At 64.1% G+C, this 26,104-nt stretch carries 25 protein-coding genes; 7 read left to right on the forward strand and 18 right to left on the reverse strand.

Annotated elements, in window-relative coordinates:
* Window positions 1-105: 105 nt before the first annotated feature.
* The 4 genes from AWB70_RS03450 to ribBA are packed head-to-tail and all read right to left on the reverse strand — an operon-like array spanning window position 106 to window position 3,455.
* Window positions 106-1,299, reverse strand: a complete 1,194-nt coding sequence (locus tag AWB70_RS03450) for a pyridoxal phosphate-dependent aminotransferase (RefSeq protein ID WP_053567713.1) — start codon at window positions 1,297-1,299, stop codon at window positions 106-108.
* On the reverse strand, window positions 1,299-1,736 hold the full coding sequence (nusB, locus tag AWB70_RS03455) for a transcription antitermination factor NusB (RefSeq protein ID WP_053567714.1): 438 nt from the start codon (window positions 1,734-1,736) through the stop codon (window positions 1,299-1,301). Before nusB ends, AWB70_RS03450 begins: the two co-directional genes overlap by 1 nt.
* Window positions 1,733-2,239: a 6,7-dimethyl-8-ribityllumazine synthase gene (gene ribH / locus AWB70_RS03460; RefSeq protein ID WP_014190779.1), complete on the reverse strand. Its 507-nt coding sequence runs from the start codon at window positions 2,237-2,239 to the stop codon at window positions 1,733-1,735. The genes nusB and ribH overlap by 4 nt, the downstream gene beginning before the upstream one ends.
* A gap of 34 nt (window positions 2,240-2,273) precedes the next feature.
* On the reverse strand, window positions 2,274-3,455 hold the full coding sequence (ribBA, locus tag AWB70_RS03465; protein ID WP_053567715.1) for a bifunctional 3,4-dihydroxy-2-butanone-4-phosphate synthase/GTP cyclohydrolase II: 1,182 nt from the start codon (window positions 3,453-3,455) through the stop codon (window positions 2,274-2,276).
* A gap of 220 nt (window positions 3,456-3,675) precedes the next feature.
* On the opposite strand from ribBA, the gene AWB70_RS03470 reads away from it, so the two are divergent.
* The gene (locus AWB70_RS03470; protein WP_041730207.1) at window positions 3,676-3,999 is read left to right on the forward strand and encodes a type II toxin-antitoxin system Phd/YefM family antitoxin; all 324 of its coding nucleotides are present in this window, start codon (window positions 3,676-3,678) and stop codon (window positions 3,997-3,999) included.
* Entirely contained in the window at window positions 3,992-4,393 is a 402-nt protein-coding gene (locus AWB70_RS03475) for a type II toxin-antitoxin system RelE/ParE family toxin (RefSeq protein WP_053567716.1), read from the forward strand. Before AWB70_RS03470 ends, AWB70_RS03475 begins: the two co-directional genes overlap by 8 nt.
* 22 nt (window positions 4,394-4,415) lie before the next feature.
* On the opposite strand, the gene AWB70_RS03480 is transcribed toward AWB70_RS03475, so the two are convergent.
* The 4 genes from AWB70_RS03480 to AWB70_RS03495 form a co-directional block, all read right to left on the reverse strand.
* Complete coding sequence (locus tag AWB70_RS03480; protein ID WP_053567717.1) at window positions 4,416-5,027, reverse strand: riboflavin synthase; 612 nt, start codon at window positions 5,025-5,027, stop codon at window positions 4,416-4,418.
* Window positions 5,028-5,054: 27 nt separating this feature from the next.
* Complete coding sequence (ribD, locus tag AWB70_RS03485; RefSeq protein WP_014190784.1) at window positions 5,055-6,167, reverse strand: bifunctional diaminohydroxyphosphoribosylaminopyrimidine deaminase/5-amino-6-(5-phosphoribosylamino)uracil reductase RibD; 1,113 nt, start codon at window positions 6,165-6,167, stop codon at window positions 5,055-5,057.
* Between the two features lie 19 nt (window positions 6,168-6,186).
* Entirely contained in the window at window positions 6,187-7,470 is a 1,284-nt protein-coding gene (hemL, locus tag AWB70_RS03490) for a glutamate-1-semialdehyde 2,1-aminomutase (protein WP_053567718.1), read from the reverse strand.
* A 157-nt stretch (window positions 7,471-7,627) separates the two neighbouring features.
* The gene (locus AWB70_RS03495) at window positions 7,628-8,080 is read right to left on the reverse strand and encodes a hypothetical protein (protein ID WP_014190786.1); all 453 of its coding nucleotides are present in this window, start codon (window positions 8,078-8,080) and stop codon (window positions 7,628-7,630) included.
* A gap of 147 nt (window positions 8,081-8,227) precedes the next feature.
* On the opposite strand from AWB70_RS03495, the gene AWB70_RS03500 reads away from it, so the two are divergent.
* Window positions 8,228-9,439 (forward strand): Bcr/CflA family multidrug efflux MFS transporter, encoded by a 1,212-nt coding sequence (locus tag AWB70_RS03500; RefSeq protein ID WP_053567719.1) that lies wholly within the window; start codon window positions 8,228-8,230, stop codon window positions 9,437-9,439.
* A gap of 389 nt (window positions 9,440-9,828) precedes the next feature.
* Here AWB70_RS03500 and AWB70_RS03505 read toward each other — a convergent pair whose 3' ends face one another.
* The 7 genes from AWB70_RS03505 to AWB70_RS03535 form a co-directional block, all read right to left on the reverse strand.
* Window positions 9,829-11,940, reverse strand: coding sequence for a prolyl oligopeptidase family serine peptidase (locus AWB70_RS03505; RefSeq protein ID WP_053567720.1), 2,112 nt, complete (start codon window positions 11,938-11,940; stop codon window positions 9,829-9,831).
* 78 nt (window positions 11,941-12,018) lie between these two features.
* The gene (locus tag AWB70_RS03510; RefSeq protein ID WP_053567721.1) at window positions 12,019-12,543 is read right to left on the reverse strand and encodes a helix-turn-helix transcriptional regulator; all 525 of its coding nucleotides are present in this window, start codon (window positions 12,541-12,543) and stop codon (window positions 12,019-12,021) included.
* Window positions 12,544-12,559: 16 nt separating this feature from the next.
* Window positions 12,560-12,820: a hypothetical protein gene (locus tag AWB70_RS39160; RefSeq protein ID WP_075644206.1), complete on the reverse strand. Its 261-nt coding sequence runs from the start codon at window positions 12,818-12,820 to the stop codon at window positions 12,560-12,562.
* A 240-nt stretch (window positions 12,821-13,060) separates the two neighbouring features.
* The gene (locus AWB70_RS03520; RefSeq protein WP_014190789.1) at window positions 13,061-14,179 is read right to left on the reverse strand and encodes an ABC transporter ATP-binding protein; all 1,119 of its coding nucleotides are present in this window, start codon (window positions 14,177-14,179) and stop codon (window positions 13,061-13,063) included.
* A gap of 35 nt (window positions 14,180-14,214) precedes the next feature.
* On the reverse strand, window positions 14,215-15,072 hold the full coding sequence (locus AWB70_RS03525; RefSeq protein ID WP_041730209.1) for a carbohydrate ABC transporter permease: 858 nt from the start codon (window positions 15,070-15,072) through the stop codon (window positions 14,215-14,217).
* Window positions 15,062-16,000 carry a carbohydrate ABC transporter permease gene (locus AWB70_RS03530; protein WP_014190791.1) on the reverse strand — a complete coding sequence of 313 codons (939 nt, stop codon included), beginning with the start codon at window positions 15,998-16,000 and terminating at the stop codon, window positions 15,062-15,064. The genes AWB70_RS03525 and AWB70_RS03530 overlap by 11 nt, the downstream gene beginning before the upstream one ends.
* A gap of 151 nt (window positions 16,001-16,151) precedes the next feature.
* The gene (locus tag AWB70_RS03535) at window positions 16,152-17,405 is read right to left on the reverse strand and encodes an ABC transporter substrate-binding protein (protein ID WP_014190792.1); all 1,254 of its coding nucleotides are present in this window, start codon (window positions 17,403-17,405) and stop codon (window positions 16,152-16,154) included.
* A gap of 59 nt (window positions 17,406-17,464) precedes the next feature.
* Between AWB70_RS03535 and AWB70_RS38180 the strand changes: the two genes are divergently transcribed.
* The 4 genes from AWB70_RS38180 (at window position 17,465) to AWB70_RS03550 (ending at window position 22,194) form a co-directional block, all read left to right on the forward strand.
* Entirely contained in the window at window positions 17,465-17,959 is a 495-nt protein-coding gene (locus AWB70_RS38180) for a hypothetical protein (RefSeq protein WP_143281606.1), read from the forward strand.
* Window positions 17,960-18,020: 61 nt separating this feature from the next.
* A complete protein-coding gene (gene zwf, locus AWB70_RS03540) occupies window positions 18,021-19,481 on the forward strand; it encodes a glucose-6-phosphate dehydrogenase (RefSeq protein WP_014190793.1) in 1,461 nt (486 codons plus the stop codon).
* Between the two features lie 111 nt (window positions 19,482-19,592).
* Window positions 19,593-20,303 (forward strand): 6-phosphogluconolactonase, encoded by a 711-nt coding sequence (gene pgl / locus AWB70_RS03545; RefSeq protein WP_053568094.1) that lies wholly within the window; start codon window positions 19,593-19,595, stop codon window positions 20,301-20,303.
* Window positions 20,284-22,194 (forward strand): bifunctional transcriptional regulator/glucokinase, encoded by a 1,911-nt coding sequence (locus AWB70_RS03550; protein WP_014190795.1) that lies wholly within the window; start codon window positions 20,284-20,286, stop codon window positions 22,192-22,194. Before pgl ends, AWB70_RS03550 begins: the two co-directional genes overlap by 20 nt.
* Window positions 22,195-22,244: 50 nt before the next feature.
* On the opposite strand, the gene AWB70_RS03555 is transcribed toward AWB70_RS03550, so the two are convergent.
* From AWB70_RS03555 to AWB70_RS03565, 3 genes are all read right to left on the reverse strand, one after another.
* Window positions 22,245-23,009 carry an alpha/beta hydrolase gene (locus tag AWB70_RS03555; protein ID WP_053568095.1) on the reverse strand — a complete coding sequence of 255 codons (765 nt, stop codon included), beginning with the start codon at window positions 23,007-23,009 and terminating at the stop codon, window positions 22,245-22,247.
* 319 nt (window positions 23,010-23,328) lie between these two features.
* On the reverse strand, window positions 23,329-24,471 hold the full coding sequence (locus tag AWB70_RS03560; RefSeq protein ID WP_053568096.1) for a porin: 1,143 nt from the start codon (window positions 24,469-24,471) through the stop codon (window positions 23,329-23,331).
* A gap of 289 nt (window positions 24,472-24,760) precedes the next feature.
* Entirely contained in the window at window positions 24,761-25,909 is a 1,149-nt protein-coding gene (locus tag AWB70_RS03565; protein WP_014190798.1) for a porin, read from the reverse strand.
* Between the last annotated feature and the right edge of the window lie 195 nt (window positions 25,910-26,104).

Raw genomic sequence — 26,104 nt, forward strand, 5'->3', positions numbered from 1 at the left:
TAGGCGTCGGTTTCTTGAGCATGGCGCTCATTTAACGACAAAGCCCTGGCAAGAGCCAGGGCTTTGTCAGCAGTCTGAGGGCACCGGTCGGTGCCCTTTTTTATGTCATCGGCGGAACAAGGTGCCGAGCCGATCGACCGCTTCTTGCAGCTTCGCATACGCGGTGGCATACGAAACACGGATATAGCGCTGCGGCGCGTGAAAGCCGAAGTCCATGCCGGGCACGAGCACGACGCCCGCGTCATGGAGCATCGAGTGCGTGAGTGCATCACTGTTGCCGGCGGCGGTGTGGTGGACGGTGGTCGTGTCGGCGTAGACATAGAAGGCGCCGTCGGGCACGACCGGCACGCCAAAGCCGAGCGAGCGCAGCGCCGGCACGATGTAATCGCGCCGCCGCTTGAATTCGAGCCGGCGCGCTTCGTAGATCGCGATGGTTTCAGGCTCGAAACACGCGAGCGCCGCATGCTGTGCGAGCGCCGACGCGCAGATGAACAGATTCTGCGACAGCTTCTCGACCGCGCTCACCATCGCGTGCGGCACGACGAGCCAGCCGAGCCGCCAGCCGGTCATGTTGAAATACTTCGAGAAGCTGTTGACCGTCACCACGTCGTCGCCGAAGGAGAGGGCGGAGACGGGCTTCGCGTCGTAGCTCAAGCCCTGATAGATCTCGTCGACGATCGTGAAGCCGCCGCGCGCGCGCACCGTCTCGACGATGCGCCGCAACTCGTCCGGTTCGATCGACGTGCCCGTCGGGTTCGACGGCGACGCGAGCAGCACGCCGCGCGTCTTGTCGTTCCAGTGTTCCTCGACGTGCTCGGCCGTGAGTTGAAAACGCTCGGCCGGGCCGCTTGCGACGAGCACCGGCTTGCCATCCGCCGCCGACACGAAATGCCGGTTGCACGGATAGCACGGATCGGGCATCAGCACTTCGTCGCCGTTATCGACGAGCGCCATGCACGCGAGCAAAAGCGCCGCCGACGCGCCCGCCGTCACGACGATGCGCTCCGGATCGACCGTGAGGCCGAACGTATCGCGATAATGCCCCGCGATCGCTTCCCTCAGCGCGTGAATGCCGAGCGCGTTGGTGTACTGCGTGACGCCGCGCTTCAATGCGTCGGCGGCGGCGCGGGTGACGGGCTCGGGCGCAGTGAAATCCGGCTCGCCGATGCTCATGTGGATGACGTCGCGGCCCGCGCGTTCGAGCGCCTGAGCCTCTTTCATCAACTCCATCACGTAGAAAGGCTCGATCGCGCCGACGCGCGACGCGAGCCTGACGAGCGGTTCGGCGCTCTCGCTCATCACGCGCCGCGCCCGCGCGCCTGCGCTTCGGTGGGGCGCATGACGACGGCGAGCTTGTCGAGCACGCCGTTCACGTATTTGTAGCCGTCCGAGCCGCCGAAGGTCTTCGTCAGTTCGACCGCTTCATTGATGACGACGCGATACGGCACGTCGATGTGATGCTTGAATTCGAACGCGGCGACCAGCAGCACGGCGCGCTCGACCGGCGACAACTGCTCGATCGGTCGGTCCAAGCACGGCTGCAACTGCTCGGACAAGGCGTCGGACTCCTTGATCACGCCATGCAGGATCGCATCGAGATGCGCCTGGTCGGCCTTGTCGAAGCCTTGCGCGCTGCGCAACTGCGCGTCGATTTCGCCGGCGGGCGCACCCGACAGCAGCCATTGATAAAGCCCTTGCGTCGCGAGTTCGCGCGAACGGCGTCGAGCGCTCTTCATGCGCGGTCCTCGTCTTCTTCTTCGTCTTCTTCATCGCCGTCGAGCTGTTCGAGCGCGACGGACAGATTCGCCATTTCGACCGCCACGCGTGCGGCGTCGCGGCCCTTTTCGGTCATGCGCGCGACGGCCTGCTCGTCGTTCTCGGTCGTCAGCACGGCGTTGGCCACCGGAATGCCGAAGTCGAGCGCGATACGCGAGATGCCCGAGCCGCTTTCGTTCGACACGAGTTCGAAGTGATACGTCTCGCCGCGCACGACGGCGCCGAGCGCGATGAGCGCGTCGAACTGGCCGGATTCGGCGAGCTTTTGCAGTGCGAGCGGAATTTCCAGCGCGCCGGGCACGGTGACGAGCAGCACGTCCTGGCCGATCACGCCGAGGCGTTCCAGTTCCTCGATGCACGCATCGGCGAGGCCGTTGCACACCGGTTCGTTAAAGCGCGACTGCACGATGCCGATGCGCAGGCCGTCGCCGTCGAGGTTCGGCTGATATTGTCCGATTTCCATGAATGTTTTTTCCGTTGGTTCAGATAGTTTTGCGTCAGGCCGAGCGAAGCTGCGTAATGCTCAGATTGCCCGGATTGCCCGAATCGACGGGCGCGGCCGTCGCGGGGCAGCCGGGCATCGGCACGAAGCCCGTCACTTCGAGCCCGTAGCCCGACATGCTGCCGAGCTTGCGCGGATTCGCGAGCACCTGCATTTTGCCGACACCCAGATCGCGCAGGATCTGCGCGCCGATGCCGTAAGTCTTGAAGTCGATCGGGCGGCGCTTCAGTTCGGCAGCCTTGTCCTGCTGTTCGAAGGCGCGGAACACATCGATGAGATGTTCCTTCGTGTCGCCGCAGTTGAGCATGACGATCGCGCCGAGATCGCGCGCGGCGATTTCCTTCATCGCGGCGTCGACGGTCCACGAATGGGTCGAGGAATCGATTTCGAGCAGATCGAGCACCGACAGCGGTTCGTGCACCCGCACCGGCGTTTCGCGGTCGGGGCGCGGCGTGCCGCGCACGAGCGCGATGTGCGGCGAGCGCGTCGGCTCGTCGCGATACAGCACCGCGCGGAACGGGCCGTGCGCGGTCTGCATCGTCCGCTCGCAGACTTTTTCGATGATCGATTCGGTGCGGCTGCGGTAATGGATCAGGTCGGCGATCGTGCCGATCTTGATGCCGTGCTGCTGGCTGAATTCGATGAGATCCGGCAGACGCGCCATTTCGCCGTCGTCCTTGATGATCTCGCAGATCACCGCGGCGGGCGTGAGCCCGGCGAGCGCCGTGAAATCGCAGCCGGCTTCGGTGTGGCCCGCGCGCACGAGCACGCCGCCCGGCTGCGCCATGATCGGGAATACGTGGCCGGGCTGCACGATGTGTTCGGCGCGCGCGTCGTGCGCGACCGCGGCGGCGATGGTTTTCGCGCGATCGGCGGCGGAAATGCCGGTCGTCACGCCTTCGGCCGCCTCGATGCTCACCGTGAACGCCGTGCCGTACTGCGTGCCGTTGCGATGCGTCATGAGCGGCAGGTTCAGTTGCCTGCAGCGTTCCTGCGTGAGCGTGAGGCAGACGAGGCCGCGGCCGTGCTTCGCCATGAAGTTGATGGCTTCGGGCGTGACGAATTCGGCGGCGATGACGAGATCGCCTTCATTCTCGCGGTCTTCTTCGTCGACGAGGATCACCATCCGGCCGGCTTTCAGTTCAGCGATGATCTCAGGAGTGGAGGCGAGCGACATGGTGACGTCCCGTGCGGGGTCCGGTTTGGGGAAAGCGCGTATTTTACGCCACGGCCGATGGACAGTCGTTGAAATCGGCGGCGTTTCTCCAGTGGAGTTTTCCTAACCCATTCGGACGAATGGCGCCGTAGCAGCGGTACTGCGACACTGGCGTCATCTCAATTCAAACAGGTGCGAATTTTGTACAATGCTCAGTACATTAAATCGAATGGAGCCGGCCATGGCTTACACCGCAAAGGACATCATCCCGCTGTCGCAGGCGCGCGCCAATCTCTCCGAACTCGTCGACGAGGTGCGCGGCGGGACTGAAAAAATCATCACGAAAAATGGAGAGAGCTGCGCCGCGCTGATCAGCACGGAGAAGCTCGAGATGTACTACCGAATGGAACGCAATCGAATCCACATGTTGCTGCTGCAAGATGCCCTCGCAGGCCTGGACGATCTCAAGACCGGGCGACACGAAGATGCCGACGACTATTTCAAACGCCTGAGGGCGCGTTTGAAGGCAGGGCGCGAAGAAGGCGGAGGCGCGGACCGTGAATGATGAACGAAAGCGCTTTTCCGTGCGCATCATGGGCTGTTTCGACACGCGGCTCACGGATATCGAGCGGCACTGCGATCGAACCGGCCGTCTGCAGGCCTTTGATCTGCTGGTCGAATCGCTTCACGACCGGGCGCTGCCGCTGTTGCGCAGGTTTCCCGCAATCGGCCGGCGCGTGCTGAATACGAACCCCGACACGGTTCACGCGCTACTGGCGTATGAGCAGATCGTCGAGGCCACGGTCGTTGCGAGCAGCGCGCCGGAGCTGCGCGAGTATATTTTCGACGACTATGTTCTGCTTTATTTGCTGACGGACGACACGATCTATCTCGTGTCGATCCGTCACAGCAAGGAAGTGTCGTTCGACTTCGAATACCTGTGGGGAGCCGAGCGCTGACATCGCATCGGCAGCAACCTCGTTACCCCGCGCTCATCATCCGCTCGACATACCGCGCGATCAGATCGATCTCCAGATTGACCTTCGCGCCTTTCGACAGAGCGTTGAGCGTCGTCACTTCGACGGTATGCGGAATCAGGTTGATGGAGAATTCGCAGCCATCGGCGCGGTCGCTGACCGAGTTCACCGTGAGACTCACGCCGTTCACCGTCACCGAGCCCTTGTAGGCCAGATACTTGCCGATCTCCTTCGGCGCGACGATGCGCAATTCGTGCGACTCGCCGACAGGCTCGAACTTCGACACGACACCGAGCCCATCCACGTGACCGGACACGAGATGCCCGCCCAGCCGGTCGTGCGCGCGCAAGGCCTTTTCCAGATTCACCTTGGCGCCCGCATCGCCGAGACCGACGGTCTTGTTCAGGCTTTCGCGCGACACGTCGACGTCGAAGGCGTCAGCGGACTTCTGAATCACCGTCATGCACGCGCCCTGAATGGCGATGCTGTCGCCGAGCTCGACGTCGGCGAGATCGAGGCCGCCCGCCGCGACCGTCAGACGAACGCCCGCTTCCTCCGCGCCGAGCGGCGTGACTTTTTCGATGCGGCCCACCGCCGCGACAATTCCTGTAAACATCGGCTAGCTTCCTTGAATCGTAGGTAATCAGTTCGCGACGTTCGCCTCTGCGAAGCGCGCGAGAATGCGCAGATCGTCGCCGAGCCGGTCGATGCGATGAAACTTCAGATGCGGCCGCGCATCGAGCGTTTCGGGCGGCGCGAAGTCGAACATGCCGGGCGCGCTGCCGAGCAGGCTCGGCGCGAGATAGACCAGCAGTTCGTCGACGCAGCCCTCGCGCAACAGCGAGCCGTTCAGCTTGTGGCCCGCTTCGACGTGCAATTCGTTGATGCCGCGATCCGCGAGCGCCGTGAGCATGGCGGGCAGATCGACCTTGCCGTGCTCGTTCGAAAGCTCGATCGGCTCCGCGCCTTTTTCGCGCAGCGCGTCGATGCGCGCGGGTTCGGCGTCGGCTGCGTGGAAAATCCACGGCGGCGCGCCGTCGAGGATGCGCGCGTGGAGCGGCACGTCCAGACGGCTGTCGATCAACACGCGCTGCGGCTGACGCGGCGTGTCCACCGCGCGCACGGTCAGTTGCGGATCGTCCTCGCGCACCGTGCCGATGCCCGTCAGGATCGCGCAGGCGCGGGCGCGCCACGCGTGGCCATCGGCGCGCGCGTCTTCGCCCGTGATCCACTGGCTTTCGCCCGAAGGCAGGCCGGTGCGGCCGTCGAGCGTCGCCGCGACCTTCATGCGCACCCACGGACGGCGGCGCGTCATGCGCGACACGAAGCCGATGTTCATTTCCTGCGCCTCGTTCGCGAGCAGGCCGCAGCGCACATCGATGCCCGCGTCGCGCAGCATCGCGAGACCGCGGCCGGACACGGCCGGATTCGGATCTTCCATCGCGGCGATGACTTTCTCGACGCGCGCATCGATCAGCGCATGCGTGCACGGCGGCGTGCGCCCGAAGTGGCTGCACGGTTCGAGCGACACGTACGCCGTCGCGCCGCGCGGGTCCTTGCCGCGCGAACGGGCGTCTTTCAGCGCCTGCACTTCGGCATGATCCTGACCGGCCGGCTGCGTAAAGCCCATGCCGATCACTTCGCCGTTCTTGACGAGCACGCAGCCGACGCGCGGATTCGGCGTCGTCGTGTACATGCCCTTCGAGGCGAGCGCGAGCGCGCGCTCCATGTGGGTGAAGTCGGTTTGCGAGAACATCGGCGCGGCCCGGAAAGCGTCAGGCCGCGAGCGACGCGAATGCGCCGCGCGCCGCGTCGAGGGTCGCGTCGATGACGGCGTCGTCGTGCGCGCTCGACACAAAGCCCGCTTCGAACGCGGACGGCGCGAAGTACACACCGGCGTCGAGCATCGCGTGGAAGAACGCGTTGAAGCGCTTCGTGTCGCCTTGCTGGATCTGCGCGAAGCTGCCCGGCACGTCGTTCATGAAGTAGAGGCCGAACATGCCGCCGATGGAATCGGCGGAGAAGGGCACTTTGGCGTCGCGGGCGGCGTTCGCGAGGCCATCGACGAGCTTGCGCGTTTGTTTTGCCAGCTCCTCGTAGAAGCCGGGGCGCTGGATCAACTGTAATGTCTTGAGACCCGCGGCCACCGCGATCGGATTGCCCGACAGCGTGCCCGCCTGATAGACGCCGCCGAGCGGCGCGAGATGCGCCATGATGTCGCGCCGTCCGCCGAAGGCCGCCGCCGGCATGCCGCCGCCGATGACCTTGCCGAGGCAGGTGAGATCCGGCTTGATGCCGTAGACCTGCTGCGCGCCGCCGAGCGCGACGCGAAAGCCGCACATGACTTCGTCGAAAATCAGGACCGCGCCGTACTCGTTGCAGCGCTCGCGCAGCGCATTCAGGAACTCGGGCGTCGCGCGCACGAGGTTCATGTTGCCCGCGACCGGCTCGACGATCACCGAGGCGATTTCCGCGCCGAACGCCGCGAACGCTTCGTTCAGTTGCTCGACGTTGTTGTATTCGAGCACGGTCGTGTGCTTCGCGATATCGGCGGGCACGCCCGCGGAAGTCGGATTGCCGAACGTGAGCAGGCCGGAGCCGGCCTTCACGAGCAGGCTGTCCGCATGACCGTGATAGCAGCCCTCGAACTTGATGATACGGCTGCGGTTGGTGAAGCCGCGCGCGAGACGCAGTGCGCTCATGGTCGCTTCGGTGCCGGACGACACCATGCGCACCTGTTCGATCGACGGCACGAGCTTGCAGATTTCCTCGGCGATTTCGATTTCGGCTTCGGTCGGCGCGCCGAACGAGAAGCCGTTCGCGAGCACGCGCTGGACGGCGTCGAGCACTTCGGGATGCACGTGGCCGAGGATCATCGGGCCCCACGAGCCGATGTAGTCGATGTAGCGCTTGCCCTCGGCGTCCCAGAGGTACGGCCCCTCTGCGCGCTCGATGAAACGCGGCGTGCCGCCGACCGAGCGGAACGCCCGCACCGGCGAGTTCACGCCGCCAGGAATGGTTCGCTGGGCGCGTTCGAAGAGAGCTTGATTCTTGGACATGGAGAAAGCCTGCGCTGAAAGTGGATGCGGGAGTCGCGGGAGGCGGCCGGACGCGAAAGCGGCGAGGAACGCAGCGCGCAAGGCGCGCGGGCCGACGCGAAAACGATGCTGAAATTGTACCGGAGTCGATGCGAACGGGCCGTGTCGTTTCAGGCGTCTAGGCCCGCGATGGCCGCCGCCCGGTGCGTTCGGTCCAGAGCTTTTCCAGCGCGCCTTCCGCCATCGGCTTGATGAGCGTGCCGGACATTTGCGCGTCCCATGTCTGCACCGAGAACGGATGCGCCCGCAGTTCGTCGCGCGTGACGACGACTTTTTCGTGCGCATCGGCCAGAAAGTCGTACACGAAATCGATGCACAGCCGATAGCCGCGCTTGCTGCCGGCATCGGGCACTTCGTAGGGCGCGCGCGTCACCCAGCCCGACGCGAATACGCCCTTCGGTTCCTGCGACACGCGATGCACGAACACGCGATCGCCCGGCATCAGCCCGCGCGCGGTGCCGCAGCCCCAGACGTCGGCGACCGCTTCGCCCGCCGCGACACGCCGCGCGAAATCGGGCAACTCGGGCCACGGCCACTTTTTGGGGCTCCAGATCAGCAGAAAGGCGGTCATCGGTTCGATGAGACGGGTGAAGAAGAGCGAAGAGCTTAGCGCAACGTGCCGCACAGGGCCGGATCGCGACGAGGCGTCGCGTACAATGATTGCTCCTTACGCTGCCGAAAGGCTGCGTGACCTCGACACTCCCCCTCCCGCGAACCCATGTCCGACACCCCCCGGCGCCGGCCCGATGCCCGTCTGATCCTGTTGCTCGGCGCCCTTGCCGCGTGCGGCCCGCTGTCGATCGACATGTATCTGCCGAGCCTGCCGGCGCTTGCCGCATCGTTCGGCACGAGCCCGGCCGCCGCGCAAAGCACGCTCACGAGCTTCATGTTCGGCTTCTCGTTCGGCATGCTGCTCTACGGCCCGCTCTCCGACGCCTACGGCCGGCGGCCCGTGCTGCTTGGCGGCATCGCGTTGTACGCGCTCGCGAGCATCGGCTGCGCGGCGGCGTTGTCCATCGACGCGCTTGTCCTCGTGCGCTTCCTGCAGGCGCTCGGCGCGGGCGCGGCCTCGGTGCTGGCGCGCGCGATTGCTCGCGACGCCCACGAGCCGGGCGACGCCGCCCGCGTGCTGTCGATGCTTTCCATCGTCACGTCGATCGGACCGTTGCTCGCGCCGCTCATCGGCGGGCAGCTTCTGCTGCTGGGCGGCTGGCGCGTGGTGTTCGTCGCGCTGACGCTCTTCGGCGTGACCTGCGCCGTGACCGCCTATCTGCGCGTTCCCGAGACGTGGCCGAAAGAAAAGCGCGCGAGCGCGGCGGTGGGCAAATCGTTCGCGGCGTACGGGCACCTGCTGACCGATCCCGTCACCTGGGGCCACATGATGTGCGGCGGCATGGCGTTCGCGTCGATGTTCGCGTATATCACCGCGACGCCTTTCGTCTATATCGATTACTTCCACGTCAAGCCGCAGTACTACGGGCTGCTGTTCGGGCTGAATATCGTCGGCATCATCGCGGGGAATGTGCTGAACACGCGGTTCGTCGGGCGCGTCGGCGCGATGAAGATGATCTCGGCCGCGTCGTTCGTGAGCGTCGCGGCGGCGCTCGCGGTCGCGCTCGTTTCGCTGACCGGATGGGGCGGGCTGTGGTCGATCGTCGCGACGCTCTTTTTCGTCGTCGGCGTGGTCGGTCTGCTTTCGGCGAACTGCACGACGGAACTGATGCATCGCTATCCGAAGAACGCGGGCGCGGCCGCCGCCGTGTTCGGCGCGATGCAGCTTGCGCTCGGCGCGCTCGCGAGCGTCGCGATTGGGTTGTTTCACGATGTCTCGCCGCACGGCATGGGCGTGGTGATCGGCGTGTGCGGCGTGCTGACGTTCGCGGGCCGCACGCTGGTGCTGCGCTCGCATGCGGCGCCGGTGAAGGTGTGAGCGCGCCTGCGGGCGCTGCTTCTCGCATCGGCTCGGGACGAAAAAAAGCCTCGCGCGGAGGCGAGGCCAAAAGGTCGAACTGTTTTGAATCTCGTGATCGGTGGTGCCTGGTCAAAGGTGCATTCCGGGTCGAGCGTCGTTTTTTTGCTGGTCCCTTCGCGTCTGGTCAAAGGTGCTTTCGGGCCGGTTCGGTTTCAGTGGCGATAGGCATGTTCCTTGGAATGGACGGTCAGGTGTCTGGTCAAAGGCGCTTCTGATCAGTCCGGGTCGATTCGGTATGTCGTCACTATATGCAGCGGCGATGCGCCGCTGTATCGACGGAATTTGAATCGAGACCGGACACCTGTCTTTTCCGGGAAATGCTCTGTTTCGCCGCGCGAATGACGGAATCAACCGAGCGGGCCGATGGTCGCCGCGAGGAACGTGAAGGCCGCCGCTTCCGCCTGCGCGACGGCTTCCGGCTCCACGCCCGCGCCGTGTCCGCCTTCACCGGTTTCCTGATACCAGACCGCCTCGTGGCCTTGCGCCTGCATTTTCGCGGTCATCTTGCGCGCGTGGCCGGGATGCACGCGGTCGTCGCTCGTCGATGACGTGAAGAGCGCCGGCGGATACGCCACCTTCGCCTTCACGTTCTGATACGGCGAATACGCTAGCAGATGACGCAGATCGTCGGCGTCGTCCGGATCGCCGTATTCATCGATCCACGATGCGCCTTGCAGCAGCAAGTGAAAGCGCGCCATATCGAAGAGCGGCACTTCGGCGAGCACCGCGCCGAACAGGTCGGGGCGCTGCACCATGCATGCGCCCGTGAGCAGGCCGCCGTTGCTGCCGCCGCGAATCGCGAGTTGCTTCGGCGTGGTGACGCCGGTATCGACCAGCGCCTGCGCGACCGCGATGAAATCGTCGAACGCAATCTGCCGGTTTTCACGCAACGCCGCCTGATGCCACGCCGGCCCGAACTCGCCGCCGCCGCGAATATTGGCGACCGCGTAGAGCCCGCCGCGCTCGAGCCACGCGATGCCGGTGGTCGCGTCGTACTGCGGATCGAGCGCGACCTCGAAGCCGCCGTACCCGTAAAGCAGGCACGGGCGCGCGTGCGTCGCGGTCTCGACATCTTTGCCGATCAGCCAGTACGGAATGCGCTCGCCATCCGGCGCGAACGCGTGGCGGCGCACGGCGGCGAGACCCGCCGCGTCGAACTGCGCGGGCAGGCGCGCGAGCAGTTGCCACGGCGCGTCGCTCGACAGATCGGCATGATGCAGCGACGGCGGCGTCAGAAAGTGCTCGACGTGGATGAGCACGGTATCGTCGCGCTCGCTGTCGATCGAATCGACCCACGACTGGCTCGCGTCCGGCAGCGCGAATTCGCGCGCTTCCCATTCGCCGCTTTCCTGCGATGGCGCGCGCATGAGCGTGACGCGCGGCGTGCCGTCGTCCATCTGCGAGACGATGAGGAATTGTTTCGTGAAGTCGATGCCCGCGAGCACGAGCCGCTCGGACGGCGCAAACAGCGTGGTGAAATGGCGCGAGCCTGCGAGGAACGCATCGCGCCGGATGACCGTGAGCGTGCCGGGCGCGTGGCGGCGGCCGCCCGCGTTCCAGAACTTGCGCGGTGTAACGAAGAGCCAGCCGTTCCAGTGCTCGATTTCCACATGCGCGGGCAGATCGTACTGACGCCATGCGTTGGCGGTTTCGTCGAGCCAATAGTTGAGCGTGTCGTAGAACGTCACGGCGCGCGACGCGAGATGCAGCTTTTCGATCGGATCGTAGTCGACGCCCGCCGACACGTCGCGCCGCTCGCCTTCGAACACGACGGGCGCACTGCTGAGCGGCGTGCCGCGCTTCCATCGACGCGACTGGCGCGGAAAGCCCGAGGTCGTCAGCGCGGGGCGCGGGTTCGTTTTGCTGTCGTCCCAGCCGACGTAGACCGTATCGCAATCGATCCACGAAATATCGTGCTTGCCGACATCGGGTAGCGCGAAGCCGTCTGCGACGAAGGCCTTCGATGCGATGTCGAACTCGCGCACGATCACCGCATCCGAGCCGCCCGGCGAGAGGCTCACGAGCGCCCGGTCGTAATCGGGGTAGAGCATGTCGAAATCGGCGAGCGCCCAGCGCGTGTCGTCATCGGCGCGCGTGTTGAGATCGAGCGCGTCGACATCGAGGATCGTTTCCCATTCGGTCGCGCCCGCGAGCCAGGACGCCCACGGCGTGCGGCGCACGATGCCGAGCGGATGCGCCTCGTCCTGCCATGTGTTGTAAGCCCAGTCGCCATAGCGCGAGCAGGCGACGATGCGGTCCTTCGACGTGTACGCTTTTTCGAGCTTCCCGGCGAGCGCGCGCGCTTCGGGCGTCGCGCCGAACGCGGCTTCGGTGCGGCGGTTCTGGGCGTCGACCCAGGCTTGGGCGCGGGCGTCGTCGAGGGATTCGAGGCCGATGAAGGGATCGGCGCCGCTCGCTGCGGGCCACGCGAGTTCGGGATGCGAGGAGAGGAGAGTCATGCGGCTTTGGTCGTTCGAGATGCAGAACGAGGATTGTGCCTGTAATGGCACATGTGGGCACGCCTGCATCGCGCCGGTCTAGGCGACCAGCCGCTCCAGTTCCTGAGTCATTCGTGGCTCGACATCCCGAGCTTCCTTCACCAGATTGACCTGTTTCGCTGTTTTGGACACATCGAGAAGGTGCGTATCGACGCGATAGCCGCCACGATCGTTCAGCCACGCGAGAATGTCGGACAGATGCCAGACGGACGGATTGCCTTCGTGAATCGGCGCTGGAAATTCCATCGCGTTCGCGAGCATCAGCTTGCGCATGTTCTGACGGGTCATACCCGTTACTTCGGCGACGTCCGTGAGTCCGACGAAGTCCGGACCCGCTTCGATCAGGCGCGCGGTGGGAATGGCCTGCTTTACGTTCTTGAGCGCGGAGAAGATGGCGTTCCTGGCGTTGCGCCGCTCGCGCCTGAAGGCGAGTGCGATGCGTCCGGGCTGACCGATTCCGATCGTTGCGTCATCGCATCCGGATTCCGCGAGCCGTTCGAGGAGTTGCTCATGGTCGCAGTCTTCTGCCGACAAGCGGTACTTGAGCGTGAATTCGTATTCCATGAGATGTTCGTGCGCCTCATCGTGCAGTGCATTTTTTGCGGGTAGAGCAGTTGTCAACGACTCGCTTCAAGTCGTTCGCGTGATTCACCGCATTGCGAGGCGTGCTCCAGATGCTTGTGATGCAGAATTCTCCGCAACGACATTCCGCATCGTTATACGGGCAATACATTCGTCCCCACGCGTGCCCGTTACCTTTCTTGGGCTCGACGACCCACCCGTTCGCTTCGGCGTAGAGCAGGGCGGCCTCGATCTCTTTCTTCGCATGCGGTCGTTTCATCGGCAGTTCAGTCTATTCATGGCTAGTCTGGTTGTCAAGTGACAACCAGAGGCGACTGCGCCAGCCGGCATTGTCAATGATGATTCGCCGGCAGGCGACTGCGGCCAATCTTATCGACGATCACGAGTTAATTGCGATACGAAGTAATCCGAAATATGAGAACGCTGCGTCTGAAAACGTCAGCCTCAAACGAAAAGAGCCGCGCGAAGCGCGGCTCTCAACATCAACCAAAAAACACCCTCAAGCCAGCCTTTCCTCCGTCTGCGGATCGAACAGCACCGCCTTCGACACATCGAACAGCAGCGTCATGTCCGAGGTCGGCTTCGGGTTCGACGCCGGATGCACGCGCGACACGATGCGCTTGCCGTTCACCTGCGCGAACACGAGCGTGTCCGGGCCGGTCGGCTCGATCACGTCGACGCGCACATCGACTGGTTGCAGGCTCGCATCGGACACGTCGTGCGCCGAACGCGAATCGGTGATGCGTTCCGGACGCAGGCCGAGGATCACGTCCTGCCCGATCTTGCCGCGCAGCTTCGATGCATCGAACGGTAGATTCAGCACCTTCTGCGCGACGCCCGTATCGAGCTGCAAGCCGATGCCCGAGCCCGACTCGACCAGCTTGCCGGTGATGAAGTTCATCGGCGGCGCGCCGATGAAGCCTGCCACGAACAGATTCGACGGCGAATCGTAAATCTCCTGCGGCGCGCCGAACTGCTGCACGATGCCGTCCTTCATGACCGCAATGCGGTCGCCGAGCGTCATCGCTTCGATCTGATCGTGCGTCACGTAGACGATCGTCGTGCCCAGGCGCTGATGCAGCAGCTTGATCTCGGAACGCATCTCGATGCGCAACTTCGCGTCGAGGTTCGACAAAGGCTCGTCGAACAGGAACATCACCGGATCGCGCGCGAGTGCACGGCCCATCGCCACGCGCTGACGCTGGCCGCCGGAAAGCTGCCCCGGCTTGCGATCCAGCAGATGGCCAATCTGCAGCGTCTCCGACACGCGATCGACGATCTTCTTCTGCTCGTCCTTCGGCACCTTGCGGATGTTGAGGCCGAACGAAATGTTGTCGCGCACGCTCATCGAAGGGTAGAGCGCGTAGGACTGGAACACCATCGCGATATCGCGGTCCTTCGGCGAGAGGTCGTTGACCGTCTTGCCGTCGATCATGATGTCGCCCTTGGTCACGGTTTCGAGCCCGGCGATCATGTTCAGCAGGGTCGATTTGCCGCAGCCCGAGCCGCCGACGAGGATCAGGAACTGACCGTCCTCGATGTCGATGTTGACGCCCTTGAGAACCGGCACCCCGTTCGGGTAGGTCTTGTACACGTCACGGATGGAAAGGCTTGCCATGTGAATCCTCTATATCTCTGTCGAACGATGTCCGATTAACCCTTCACCGCGCCGGCCGTCAGCCCGCGCACGAAATAACGTCCGGCGATCATGTAGACGAGAATCGTCGGCAATGCGGCGATAATCGCGCCCGCCATGTCCACGTTGTATTCCTTCACGCCCGTCGATGTGTTCACGAGGTTGTTCAGCGCGACCGTGATCGGCATCGAATCGACGCCCGAAAACACGATCCCGAACAGGAAGTCGTTCCAGATCTGCGTGAATTGCCAGATCAGGCACACCATGAAAATCGGCAGCGAGACGGGCAGCAGGATCTTCGTGAAGATGGTGAAGAAACCCGCGCCGTCGATACGCGCCGCCTTCACCAGTTCAGCCGGAATGCTCACGTAGAAATTGCGGAAGAACATCGTGGTGAACGCGATGCCGTAGATCACGTGCACGAGCACGAGGCCGGTCGTGGTGTTCGACAGGCCGAGATAGCCCTGCAGGCGCGCCATCGGCAGAAGAATGGCCTGGAAGGGGATGAAGCAGCCGACCAGCAGCATCGTGAAGAACGCGTCCGCGCCGCGAAAGCGCCAGTGCGTGAGCACGTAGCCATTGAACGCGCCGACGAACGACGAGATCAGCACGGCGGGAATCACCATGCGCACGGAGTTCATGAAGAACGGCTGCATGCCGTCGCAGCGCACGCCGGTGCACGCTTCCTGCCACGCCTTCACCCACGGCGCGAACGTGAAGTGCGACGGCGGCGTCAGCAGGTTGCCCGTGCGAAGCTGATCGAGGTCCTTGAACGACGTCGAGAGCATCACGTAGATCGGGAACAGGAAGTACAGCGCGAACAGAATCAGCACCGCGTAGATGACGGCGCGGCTCAAAGTCATCTTAGGCTGCATTTCGCGTGCTCCTCGATTCGAGATACATGAGCGGCACGAGCACCGCGACGACGGTGGCGAGCATCATCATCGATGACGCCGCGCCCACGCCCAACTGTCCGCGGTTGAACGAGAACGTGTACATGAAGATGGCGGGCAGCGACGACGACGTGCCCGGACCGCCCGCCGTCAATGCGACGACCAGGTCGAAGGTCTTGATCGTGATGTGGCAGAGAATCAGCAGTACGGAGAAGAACACCGGGCGCATGCTCGGAATCACGATCTTGCGGTAGATGGTCGGCAAGGTCGCGCCATCGACTTGGGCGGCCTTGAAGATTTCGCTATCGACGCCGCGCAGGCCCGCGAGGAAAAGGGCCATCACGAAGCCGGTCGATTGCCAGACCGCCGCAATCACGACGCAGAAAATCGCCTTGTCCGGGTCGCCGAGCCAGTTGAACGAGAAGCTCGTCCAGCCCCAGTCGTGAAAAACTTTCTCCAGACCGAGGCCGGGGTTCAGAATCCACTGCCACGCGGTGCCGGTCACGATGAACGAGAGCGCCATCGGGTAGAGAAAAATCGCGCGCAACGCGCCTTCGTTGCGGATCTTCTGGTCCAGAAGGATCGCGAGGAAGAGGCCGAGGAACACGCAAATTCCGATGAACGGAATGCCGAACCAGCCGAGGTTGGCGGCGGAAGTCCACCAGACATCGTTGGCGAAGAGTTGCCGGTACCGGTCGAGGCCGGCGAAATCGTAGCGCGGCATCAGCCGCGATTCCGACAGCGACAGATACCCGGTAATGGCGATGAAGCCATACACGAAGACGAGCGCGATCAAGACGCTGGGAGCGAGCACCAGCTTCGGAATCAGGCGATCGGCGAGCGCCGCCGTCGGTGAAGCGCGACGGGGCGGATTTTGCGGTTTCTTGTCCGCGGTGATGGAGGCAGTCACGACTCGACTCCTGGAAGATGCGCCCGCGCGTCTCGTGCGTTTAGGTGCACTGATTTGCGCGTCTGTGGCGAAAGGGCTGCTGGCGCTGAAAGGCGCGACGCTACCTGGGTGTCTCGTTTTTCCGCCCGGCACGCGCCGGGCGGACACTGCGTTACTTCGTCTTGGCGGCGTTCGCGAGCGCTGCGACCGCGCTCTTCGAATCCTGCGACGAGTTCATGAACTTCGTCACGACGTCGGTCATCGCGCCGGCGACGGCATCGCCCTGCGCCATGCCGTGCGCGAGCGACGGAACGTAGCCGCCCGATTTGATCGCCGTTTGTTCATCAGCGTAGGACTTCTTCGCGCAGTCGTCGAATTTATCCATCGACACGCCCAGACGCACCGGGATCGAGCCTTTGTTCAGGCTGAACTGTTCCTGGAATTCCGGCGTCATGATGGTCTTCGCGAGCGCGAGCTGACCCGGCGTTGCCGCCTTCTGGCCCTTCTGCTGGAAGAACACGAACGAATCGACGTTGAAGGTGTAGGCCTTTTCCGTGCCCGGCACCGGCGCGCAGATATAGTCCGTGCCCGCCTTCTTGTTCGCGCCGGCGAATTCGCCCTTCGCCCAGTCGCCCATGAACTGCATGCCGGCCTTGCCGTTGATGACCATGGCCGTCGCGAGGTTCCAGTCACGGCCCGTGCGGCCGCTGTCGAAGTAGCCCTGGATCTTGCGAACCGTGTCGAACACCTGAACCATCTTGTCCGAGGTCAGGGTCTTCTGGTCCAGATCGACGATTGCCTTCTTGTAGAAGTCCGCGCCCTGCGACAGCACGACGTCTTCCCACAGCGTCAGGTCCTGCCACGGCTGGCCGCCCATCGCGATCGGCATGATGCCCGCGGCTTTCATCTTGTCGGCGACCTGGAAGAACTCGTTCCAGTTGGCCGGCACCTTGCCGCCGGCCTTATCCAGCGCGGCCTTGTTGATGTACAGCCAGTTCACGCGGTGCACCGAGAAGGGCGCGGCGACATAGTGGCCGTCGGCGTGGATGATCTTGTCGATTTCCGGCGGCAGGTTCTTTTTCCAGTCGCCGGCGACGGAATCGATCGGCACGAGCACGCCTTGCTCGGCCCATTCCTGGATCAGCGGGCCCTTGATCTGCGCCGCCGACGGCGCATTGCCCGAAATCACCTGCGTCTTCAGCGCGGTCATGGCGGCCGCGCCCGCGCCGCCCGCGACAGCGAAGTCCTTCCAGGTGTAACCCTGCTTCGTCATGTCGTCCTTGAGCACGCCGACTGCCTTGGATTCGCCGCCGGACGTCCACCAGTGCAGCACGGAAACGGCTTCGGCAGCCTGAACCGCCGACGCCGTCGCGCCGCACAGAAGACCTGCGGCGCACAGCGCGCCCATGAGCTTACGGACTTTCATTGTTAATCTCCTCCAGACACCTGATCAAGAAACGATTGGCTCCCGATGCCGCCAGAAGCATGGCTAAGAAGCGGTGGTCAAAAGCGGTGGTCAAAAAAACGGCAAAGCTGGATGGCCGGAAATCGGCGGTGTCGGCGGGGAAGCGGGCAAGGCGCACGTCACGCGAGCGCGGCATGCCGGGCCGGCAGACCGATGTACGGCCGCACGGCGCTCAAGCGATGAGTGAATTGAATCGCAACGGCTTGTCTCCTCTTTTGATTTTTGCCCGGCCGTTCATGCTTCGCCACGAAGGGCGCGCTCGACGGCGAGGCGCGAGGCTCGATTGCATGGGAACCGGCACGCGCTCTTTCCGGGGAAAGCGGCGAGCCGCTGGCTCCATTACCATGCGCTCAGAACGTCTATCCAAAAAACCGCAAATCACCCGGATTGATCCGGTTGACGAAGGGCCGTTTTTCAGAGATCGACATTTCCTCTTGATTTGGATTGTAGTTAAACTACAATTCAGTGTCAAAAAAATTTTTATCGGACTACGGCGCGTGCCGGGCGTCCGGTAACTTCTTGGGCGGCGCGCCCCGATTCGACTCACATCCGGTTCTCGAACCCACGTTCAGACACATGCACAGCGACTCGAACTTCACCTTCGTACTCTTCGGCGGCACCGGCGACCTCTCGATGCGCAAGATTCTTCCCGCGCTCTTCGAGGCCCATCGCGCGGGCATGCTCAACCCGTCGGGCAAGATCGTCTCGGTCGCGCGCGAAGCCAAGGAGCAAGCCGAATACCGCGCCTGGGTGGAAGATCACGTGAAACCTCACGTGTCGAAGCACGGCGTGGACGAGTCCGCGTGGCGCAGCTTCGTCGAGCGCTTCGAATACGTCGGACTCGACCTCGGCCGCGCGGAAGACTTCGTTCTGTTGCGCGACGTGCTGGGCCGCCACGGCGGCACGCGCGTCTTTTATCTCGCGACGGGGCCGTCGCTTTTCGTGCCGATCTGCCGCGGGCTCGCCGATGTCGGGCTGAACCAGGATTCGCGCATCGTGCTGGAGAAGCCGCTCGGCTACGACCTGAAGTCGTCGAACGCGATCAACGACGCGGTCGGCGAAATTTTCCAGGAAGAGCAGATCTACCGGATCGACCACTATCTCGGCAAGGAGCCGGTGCAGAACCTGCTCGCGCTGCGTTTCGGCAATGCGCTCTTCGAGCCGCTGTGGCGGCGCGAATGGGTCGAGAGCATCCAGATCACGATCGCGGAAGAATTGGGCGTGGAAGCGCGCGGCGACTTCTACGACAATACGGGCGCGCTGCGCGACATGGTGCAGAACCATTTGCTGCAATTGCTCTCCATCGTGACGATGGAGCCGCCGCACTCGATGGATTCCGACTCCGTGCGCGACGAAAAGCTGCGCGTGCTGCGCGCGCTCAAGCCCGTCGACGAGCGCGATATCAGCCGCGTCGCGGTGCGCGGGCAATATCATGCGGGTGTGATCCGCGGCACGCAGGTGCCGGCGTACGCGACAGAGAAGGGCGTGCGGCCCGACAGCGGCACGGAGACCTTCGTCGCGCTGAAGGTCGAGATCGAGAACTGGCGCTGGGCGGGCGTGCCGTTTTTCCTGCGCACGGGCAAGCGGCTCGCGGATCGCGTCGCGGAGATCGTCGTGAATTTCCGCGCGGTGCCGCACTCGTCGCTCGGGTCCATGCCGTTGCGCGCCGGCGCGAACCGGCTCGTGATCCGGCTGCAGCCCAACGAGTCGATTCGTCTCTATTGCCTGGCGAAGCAGCCCGGCGAGGGCATGAATCTCGCGAGCGTGCATCTGGATCTCGCGTTCGATCAGTTCTTCAAGGAAGGACAGATGGAGGCGTATCAGCGCCTGCTGCTCGATGTGATCAACGGGCGGCTCGCGCTATTCGTGCGGCGCGACGAGCAGGAAGCGGCATGGCGCTGGGTCGAGCCGATTCTGAACGCGTGGGCGTCGTCGACGACCCGGCCGAAGCCGTACGCGGCCGGCACGTGGGGCCCGGCGGCGTCGAGCGCGATGCTCGCGCAGGCGGGCACGTGCTGGCTCGAAGAGGAGAATTGACGGCGTGAGCCCGACGCCGCCCGAACGGGAATGCAGGACTCCGCTTCGCCCATCGTCGCGATGGTGCGAACGCATGGCGGATCGATAAACCAGAACAAGCAGGAGGAGCAAGTGATCGAGCTTCGTACATTCGACGATCCGCGGGCCCACGCGGACGCGCTCGCCAAAGCCGTGGGCGACGCGCTGAAGGCGACCCTCGCGGCAAGGGGCGCGGCTTCGGCCGGCGCCACGGGACAAACTGCGCACGCCACGCTCGCGGTATCGGGCGGATCGAGCCCGAAGCCGTTCTTGCAGACGCTTTCGCGCGCGCCGCTCGACTGGGCGCATATCGACGTGACGCTCGTCGACGATCGCTGGGTGCCCGAGACCGATCCGGCCAGCAACGCGACCTTCGCGCGCGAGACGCTGCTCCAGAACGCGGCCGCGTCGGCCTATTTTCTGCCGCTCGTCGATACGGCCATCCCGCTCGAAGCGCACATCGCCGCACTGAACGCCGATCCCCGCCGCCGTCTGCCGGATGTCGCCGTGCTCGGCATGGGCGAGGACGGCCACACGGCCTCGATCTTCGCCGATGCGCCCGAGTGGGATGTCGCGATCTCGACGCCTGAGCGCTTCGTCGCCGTGCATCCGGGCGCGGCGCCGCATGCGCGCGTGAGCCTGTCGATGTCGGCGATGCAGCAGATCGGGCAGTTGTATCTGTTCATCGCCGGGCAGAAGAAACTCGACGTCCTGAACGCGGCGCTCGCCGCGCCGCAGAAGAACGCCATCTCGACGCTGGCCCACGCTCAAGGAGTGAAGCTCGATGTCTACTGGTGTGCATAAGGCAGCGGCTCAGCACGCCGACGGACCGAGGCTACTCGCCGACATCGGCGGCACCAACGCGCGTTTCGCGCTGGAAACGGCGCCCGGCGAGATCGGGCAGATCCGTGTCTATCCGGGCGCCGACTACCCCGGCATCGCGGAGGTGATGCAGCAGTATCTGAAGGACACCAAGGTCGGGCGCGTGAATCACGCGGCGATCGCCATCGCCAATCCGGTCGACGGCGATCACGTGAAGATGACCAATCACGACTGGAGCTTCTCGATCGAGGCGACGCGCCGCGCGCTCGGCTTCGATACGCTGCTCGTCGTCAACGATTTCACCGCGCTCGCGATGGCGCTGCCCGGCCTGACCGATGCGCAGCGCGAGCAGATCGGCGGCGGCGCGCGTCGGCAGAACAGCGTGATCGGCCTGCTCGGACCGGGCACGGGCCTGGGCGTCTCGGGTCTCATTCCCGCCGATGACCGCTGGATCGCGCTCGGCAGCGAAGGCGGTCACGCCACGTTCTCGCCGTTCGACGAGCGCGAAGACCTCGTGATGCGCTTCGCGCGCCGCAAGTTTCCGCACGTCTCGTTCGAGCGCGTGTGCGCGGGGCAGGGGCTGGAGCTGATCTATCGAGCTTTGGCCGAACGCGACAAAGTCTCCGTCGCGGACGATTTCACCGCCGCCGACGTGACGCACCGCGCACTGCAAGGCGAAGCGCTCGCGCTCGAAACCGTGAACTGCTTCTGCGCGATTCTCGGCACGTTCGCGGGCAATATCGCGGTGACGCTGGGCGCGCTGGGCGGCATTTATATCGGCGGCGGCATCGTGCTCAAGCTCGGCGAACTGTTCCACAAGTCGCCGTTTCGCGAGCGCTTCGAGGCGAAAGGGCGCTTTCAGCAGTATTTGTCGGGCATTCCGACGTACATCATCACGGCGGAATATCCGGCGTTTCTCGGCGTGTCCGCGATTCTGTCGGAGCAGTTGTCGAACCGCGCGAACAGCGGCTCGTCGGCGGTGTTCGAGCGCATTCGGCAGATGCGCGACGCGTTGACGCCCGCCGAGCGGCGCGTCGCGGATCTCGCGCTGAATCATCCGCGCTCGATCATCAACGATCCGATCATCGACATCGCGCGCAAGGCCGACGTGAGCCAGCCGACCGTGATCCGCTTTTGCCGCTCGCTCGGCTGTCAGGGCTTGTCCGACTTCAAGCTGAAGCTCGCGACCGGTCTGACGGGCACGATTCCGGTGAGCCACAGTCAGGTGCATCTGGGCGACACGGCTACCGACTTCGGCGCGAAAGTGCTGGACAACACCGTGTCCGCGATCCTGCAGTTGCGCGAGCATCTGAATTTCGAGAACGTCGAGCGCGCGATCGATATTCTCAACGGCGCGCGGCGCATCGAGTTCTACGGGCTCGGCAATTCGAACATCGTCGCGCAGGACGCGCATTACAAGTTCTTCCGCTTCGGTATCCCGACGATCGCTTACGGCGACCTGTACATGCAGGCGGCCTCCGCCGCGCTGCTCGGCAAGGGCGACGTGATCGTGGCGGTGTCGAAGTCGGGGCGCGCGCCGGAACTGCTGCGCGTGCTCGAAGTGGCGATGCAGCAGGGCGCGACGGTTATCGCGATCACGTCGAGCAACACGCCGCTCGCCAAGCGCGCGACCGTGGCGCTCGAGACGGATCACATCGAGATCCGCGAGTCGCAGCTTTCGATGATCTCGCGCATTCTGCATCTCGTGATCATCGACATCCTCGCGGTCGGCGTGGCGATCCGCCGCGCGGCGCCGAAGCCGGGCGCGAAGATCAGCGAGGCGGTCGCGAAGGCGCGTCAATCCGGCGACGATGACGCCGCCGCCGTGCTCGACTGGCTGAGCCACGGCGCATCGGGCATGGCGCGGGATTGAGGCGCCGTCAAAGAGAACGGCCCGCGCGGGCCGTTCGTTCTTTGAGCGATCTACGCGAGATCCAGAAACTGCAACACGTTGCGCTTGACGACGTCGCGGTCGTTATCGACGCAAATCAGGTGATAGCTGTTCTCCAGCACCACGAGTTCCGAATCGCCGATGCGCTCGCGCAGGAAGGTCGCCGAGCGCAGGCTCGTCAGTTCGTCCTCGCGCGCATGCATGACGAGCGTGGCGCAGCCGATCGCGTGCGCTGAACGCTTCACCTTGCGGCGCAGGCGGTCCACTTCGCGCAGACACGCGAGCGGCACCCAGCGGTAGTGGAAATTGTCGCCGCGTTCGAACTTTGCCTTCACGACCGAGCGCACCAGCGCGTTCTTGACGCCATAGGGCTCGTCTTCGGCGATACGCATCCGCGCGGGCAGCAACGGCACACGGTAGAGCGCATGACGCGCGGCCGCGTACCACGGCGTCGCCCAGCCGTCGAGGAAAACCGGCGGGGCGAGCGCGATCAGCTTGCCGCGCCGGTGCTCTTCCGCCGCGCACAGCGCGATCGCGAGCAACGCGCCCATGCACATGCCGATGACATGCACCGTCTCGTATTCCTGCGAGACCTCGCGATACGTCTTGCGCACGGCGTCGAGCCAATCCTCTGCGCGCACGCCGACGAGATCGTGCGGCCGGCCGCCGTGGCCCGGCAGCGTGAGCGAGTGCGTGTCGATCCCTCCGCGTTTCAGCGTTTTGTGCAGCGAGCCAAGGTCGAACCGCGTGCCGCCGAGGCCGTGGATGAGCAGCGCGGCGGTGCGGTTCGCGCTCATGGCGCCGCCCCCGACGGCACGGCCACGCGTGCGCGCGACAAGCAAGCAGCAATGCAATAGGAAACGGCCCAAACAAGGCCGCCAAAATCGGATGACCGACGCATTAACGTCTCGTGATTGAAAGCAAGTCGCGAGGCTAAAGGCGGCCGATCTTTGCGGGAAGGTTGCGGATTCCCAAAGTTCGACGGACTAGGATAAGTGCCTAGTCCGTGAAACATTCAGTTCGGCGCGCGTTTCTGAACAACGGGCAGCGGGCGTCAAAAAAGTGCGATTCCCTCGCGGAATCGCACCTCTATGCGGTCTCGAACCGTCCTGAGAATCAGAACGAGTGCTGGATGCCCGCGTACACGCCGGTCTGACTGTGGCCGCGCAACGGGTTGTCCGTCGATGCAGCCGAGCCGTAGTTGTTGGCGTTCAGACCATAGTTCGCGGACTTGCTGTTCTGCACGGTGGCGACCTGCAGATCGAACAGGGTGCGCTTGGAGAGGTTGTACGAACCGCCGACCGAATAGATGGTCGCGTTACCCGCGCCGTTGTTGCCGTTGACGTGATAGACCGCGGCGATCAAGGCGGCGGCCGGCGTGGCCTGCCACGTTACGCCACCCCATTCATGATCGAGCGTGGTCGGCTGGCCGGGCAACTGCGTGACCATCCCCGAACTGCGGATCGCCTGATAACCGCCCTGGAGCTTGAACTGGCCCAAGAACACGTTGAGCATCGCGGTGTATTCGCGCGAATAGGCGTAGGCGCCGTTGCCGTTCGCCTTGTTCACCGGAACGTAAGCGCCGCCGAGCGTGCCGTTGTTCGGATTGCGAATCTCGTCGTAGATGCCGCGGACCTGGAAGTACGGGGCGGTGTACGTGATCTGCGCGCCGGCCTGACGACCCTGATCGGTCGTGCCGTTGCCGTTCCAGCCCGTCGCGTTGGAGAACGCGTACTGTCCGTAGAAATCGAAGCCCGCGACCTTCGGCGACTGGTACGAGATGTTGTTGCTCGATTGCGGCCAGTTGCGCCCGCGCACCAGCGAAGCCGACGACCAGGCCGACTGCCCGAACGGATCGAAGTCCCATATGCCGTTGGAGATGAAGAGCTCACGCCCCAGCAACACGGTGCCGAGCCGGTCGTTGGCGATACCCACCGTCGCCCAGCGATTGAACAGGTTGCCTTGTGCCGCGCCGTTCATCGCGTTGAATCCGTTTTCGAGCTGGAACACCGCGCGATTGCCGCCGCCCAGATCTTCCGCGCCCTTGATGCCCCAGAGGCTCGTGCCCCAGTCGCCGCTTTCCGCGCGGAAGCGGTTTGCGCTGCCGGTCGCGCCGCCGTTCGGACCGACGCCTGTCGGCACGCCGCTCATGTATTCGAGCCCCGCATCCAGACGGCCATAGAGCGTCACGCTGCTCTGCGCCTGCGCAACCGCGCTGAAGGTGAGCAGCGCCGCGGCCGCCAATAAAGCTTTTCTCATCATCTCCTCTGAACCCCGCAAATAACAGATTTCGAAAAATACGTTCTCGTTCGGGCCTTATCCGTTTTACGTATCGGCCCGATTGCGGATTTTGGAGGAGAACTATCTATATTCGGGATTCCGGGCTGTAGTTTTTTGTCTCGCGATGTAATGAATCTTCCTGAGCGACGATGCGTACCGCGCGCGCCAATAAAAAACGGTGCGATACCCTTTCGGGCATCGCACCGATACGCGCCTCTCGCAGCAGCGTGAAAACCTTCTTAAACGTTTCTTAGGTCAGACTCGTCGCTTAGAACGAGTGCTGGATACCTGCGTACACGCCCGTCTGGCTGTGGCCGGGGAACGGATTGTCCGTCGAAGCAGCCGAGCCGTAGTTGTTGGCGTTCAAACCGTAGTTGGCGGTCTTGCTGTTCTGCACCGTCGCGACCTGCAGGTCGAGCAGCGTGCGCTTGGACAGGTTGTACGAGCCGCCGACCGTGTAGATGGTCGCATTGCCCGCGCCGTTGTTGCCGTTGACGTGATAGACCGCGGCGATCAGCGCGGCCGCCGGCGTCGCTTGCCACGTCACGCCGCCCCACTCGTGATCGAGCGTGGTCGGCTGGCCGGGCAACTGACCGGTCATGCCCGAGCTGCGGATCGCCTGATAGGCGCCCTGGATCTTGAACTGGCCGAGGAAGACGTTGAACATCGCCGTGTATTCACGCGAATACGCATAGGCGCCGTTGCCGCCGCTGCCGCCGTCGATCGGGTTGTAGACGCCGCCGAGCGTACCGTTCGCCGGATTGCGGATTTCGTCGTACATACCGCGCACCTGGAAGAGCGGCGTCGTGTACGTGACGTACGCACCCGCTTCGCGGCCTTGCGGGGTCGTGCCGTTACCGTTCCAGTTCGTCGCGTTGGAGAGCGAGTACTGGCCGTAGAAGTCCAGGCCCGCGAACTTCGGCGACTGGTACGAAATGTTGTTGCTCGACTGCGGCCAGTTGCGGCCACGCACCAGCGACGCCGACGACCAGTTCGACTGGCCGAACGGATCGAAGTCCCACACGCCGTTCGCGATGAAGAGCTCACGGCCCAGCAACAGGGTACCGAACTGGTTGTTCGCGATACCGACCGTCGCCCAGCGATTGAAGAGACCGCCGCCGCCCGGGCCTGCGCCCGTCATGGTGTTGAAGCTGCCTTCCAACTGGAACACGGCGCGGTAGCCGCCGCCGAGGTCTTCGACGCCTTTCATGCCCCACAAGCTCGTGCCCCAGTCGCCGCTTTCCGCCCTGAAGCGGTGCGAAGAGCCGGTGGCGGGTGCGCCGGCCGGGCCGGTCGGCACACCGTTCATGTATTCGAGCCCGGCGTCCAGGCGGCCATACAGCGTCACGCTGCTTTGAGCGTGCGCCACCGCGCTGAACGTCAGCAGTGCTGCCGACGCGAGCAAAGCTTTCTTCATCATCTCCTCCAACCCTGTCAAGAAATAGAACCCAAGTGCTGCTGTGTGGTTCGATGCGGGCGCACCCAACCGAAAAATCGTTTTCAGAGGAAGGACACGCGGGCTGTAGTGCTTGTGACGATTCGCGCGTCGTGGGCGCAAACCCGGCGCCGATCCGTCGATCGGTGCCGTTCCTCCGTTTCTTTTGGACTTTTG

This window comes from Caballeronia cordobensis (assembly GCF_001544575.2).
In the GTDB taxonomy this organism is placed as follows: Bacteria; Pseudomonadota; Gammaproteobacteria; order Burkholderiales; family Burkholderiaceae; genus Caballeronia; species Caballeronia cordobensis.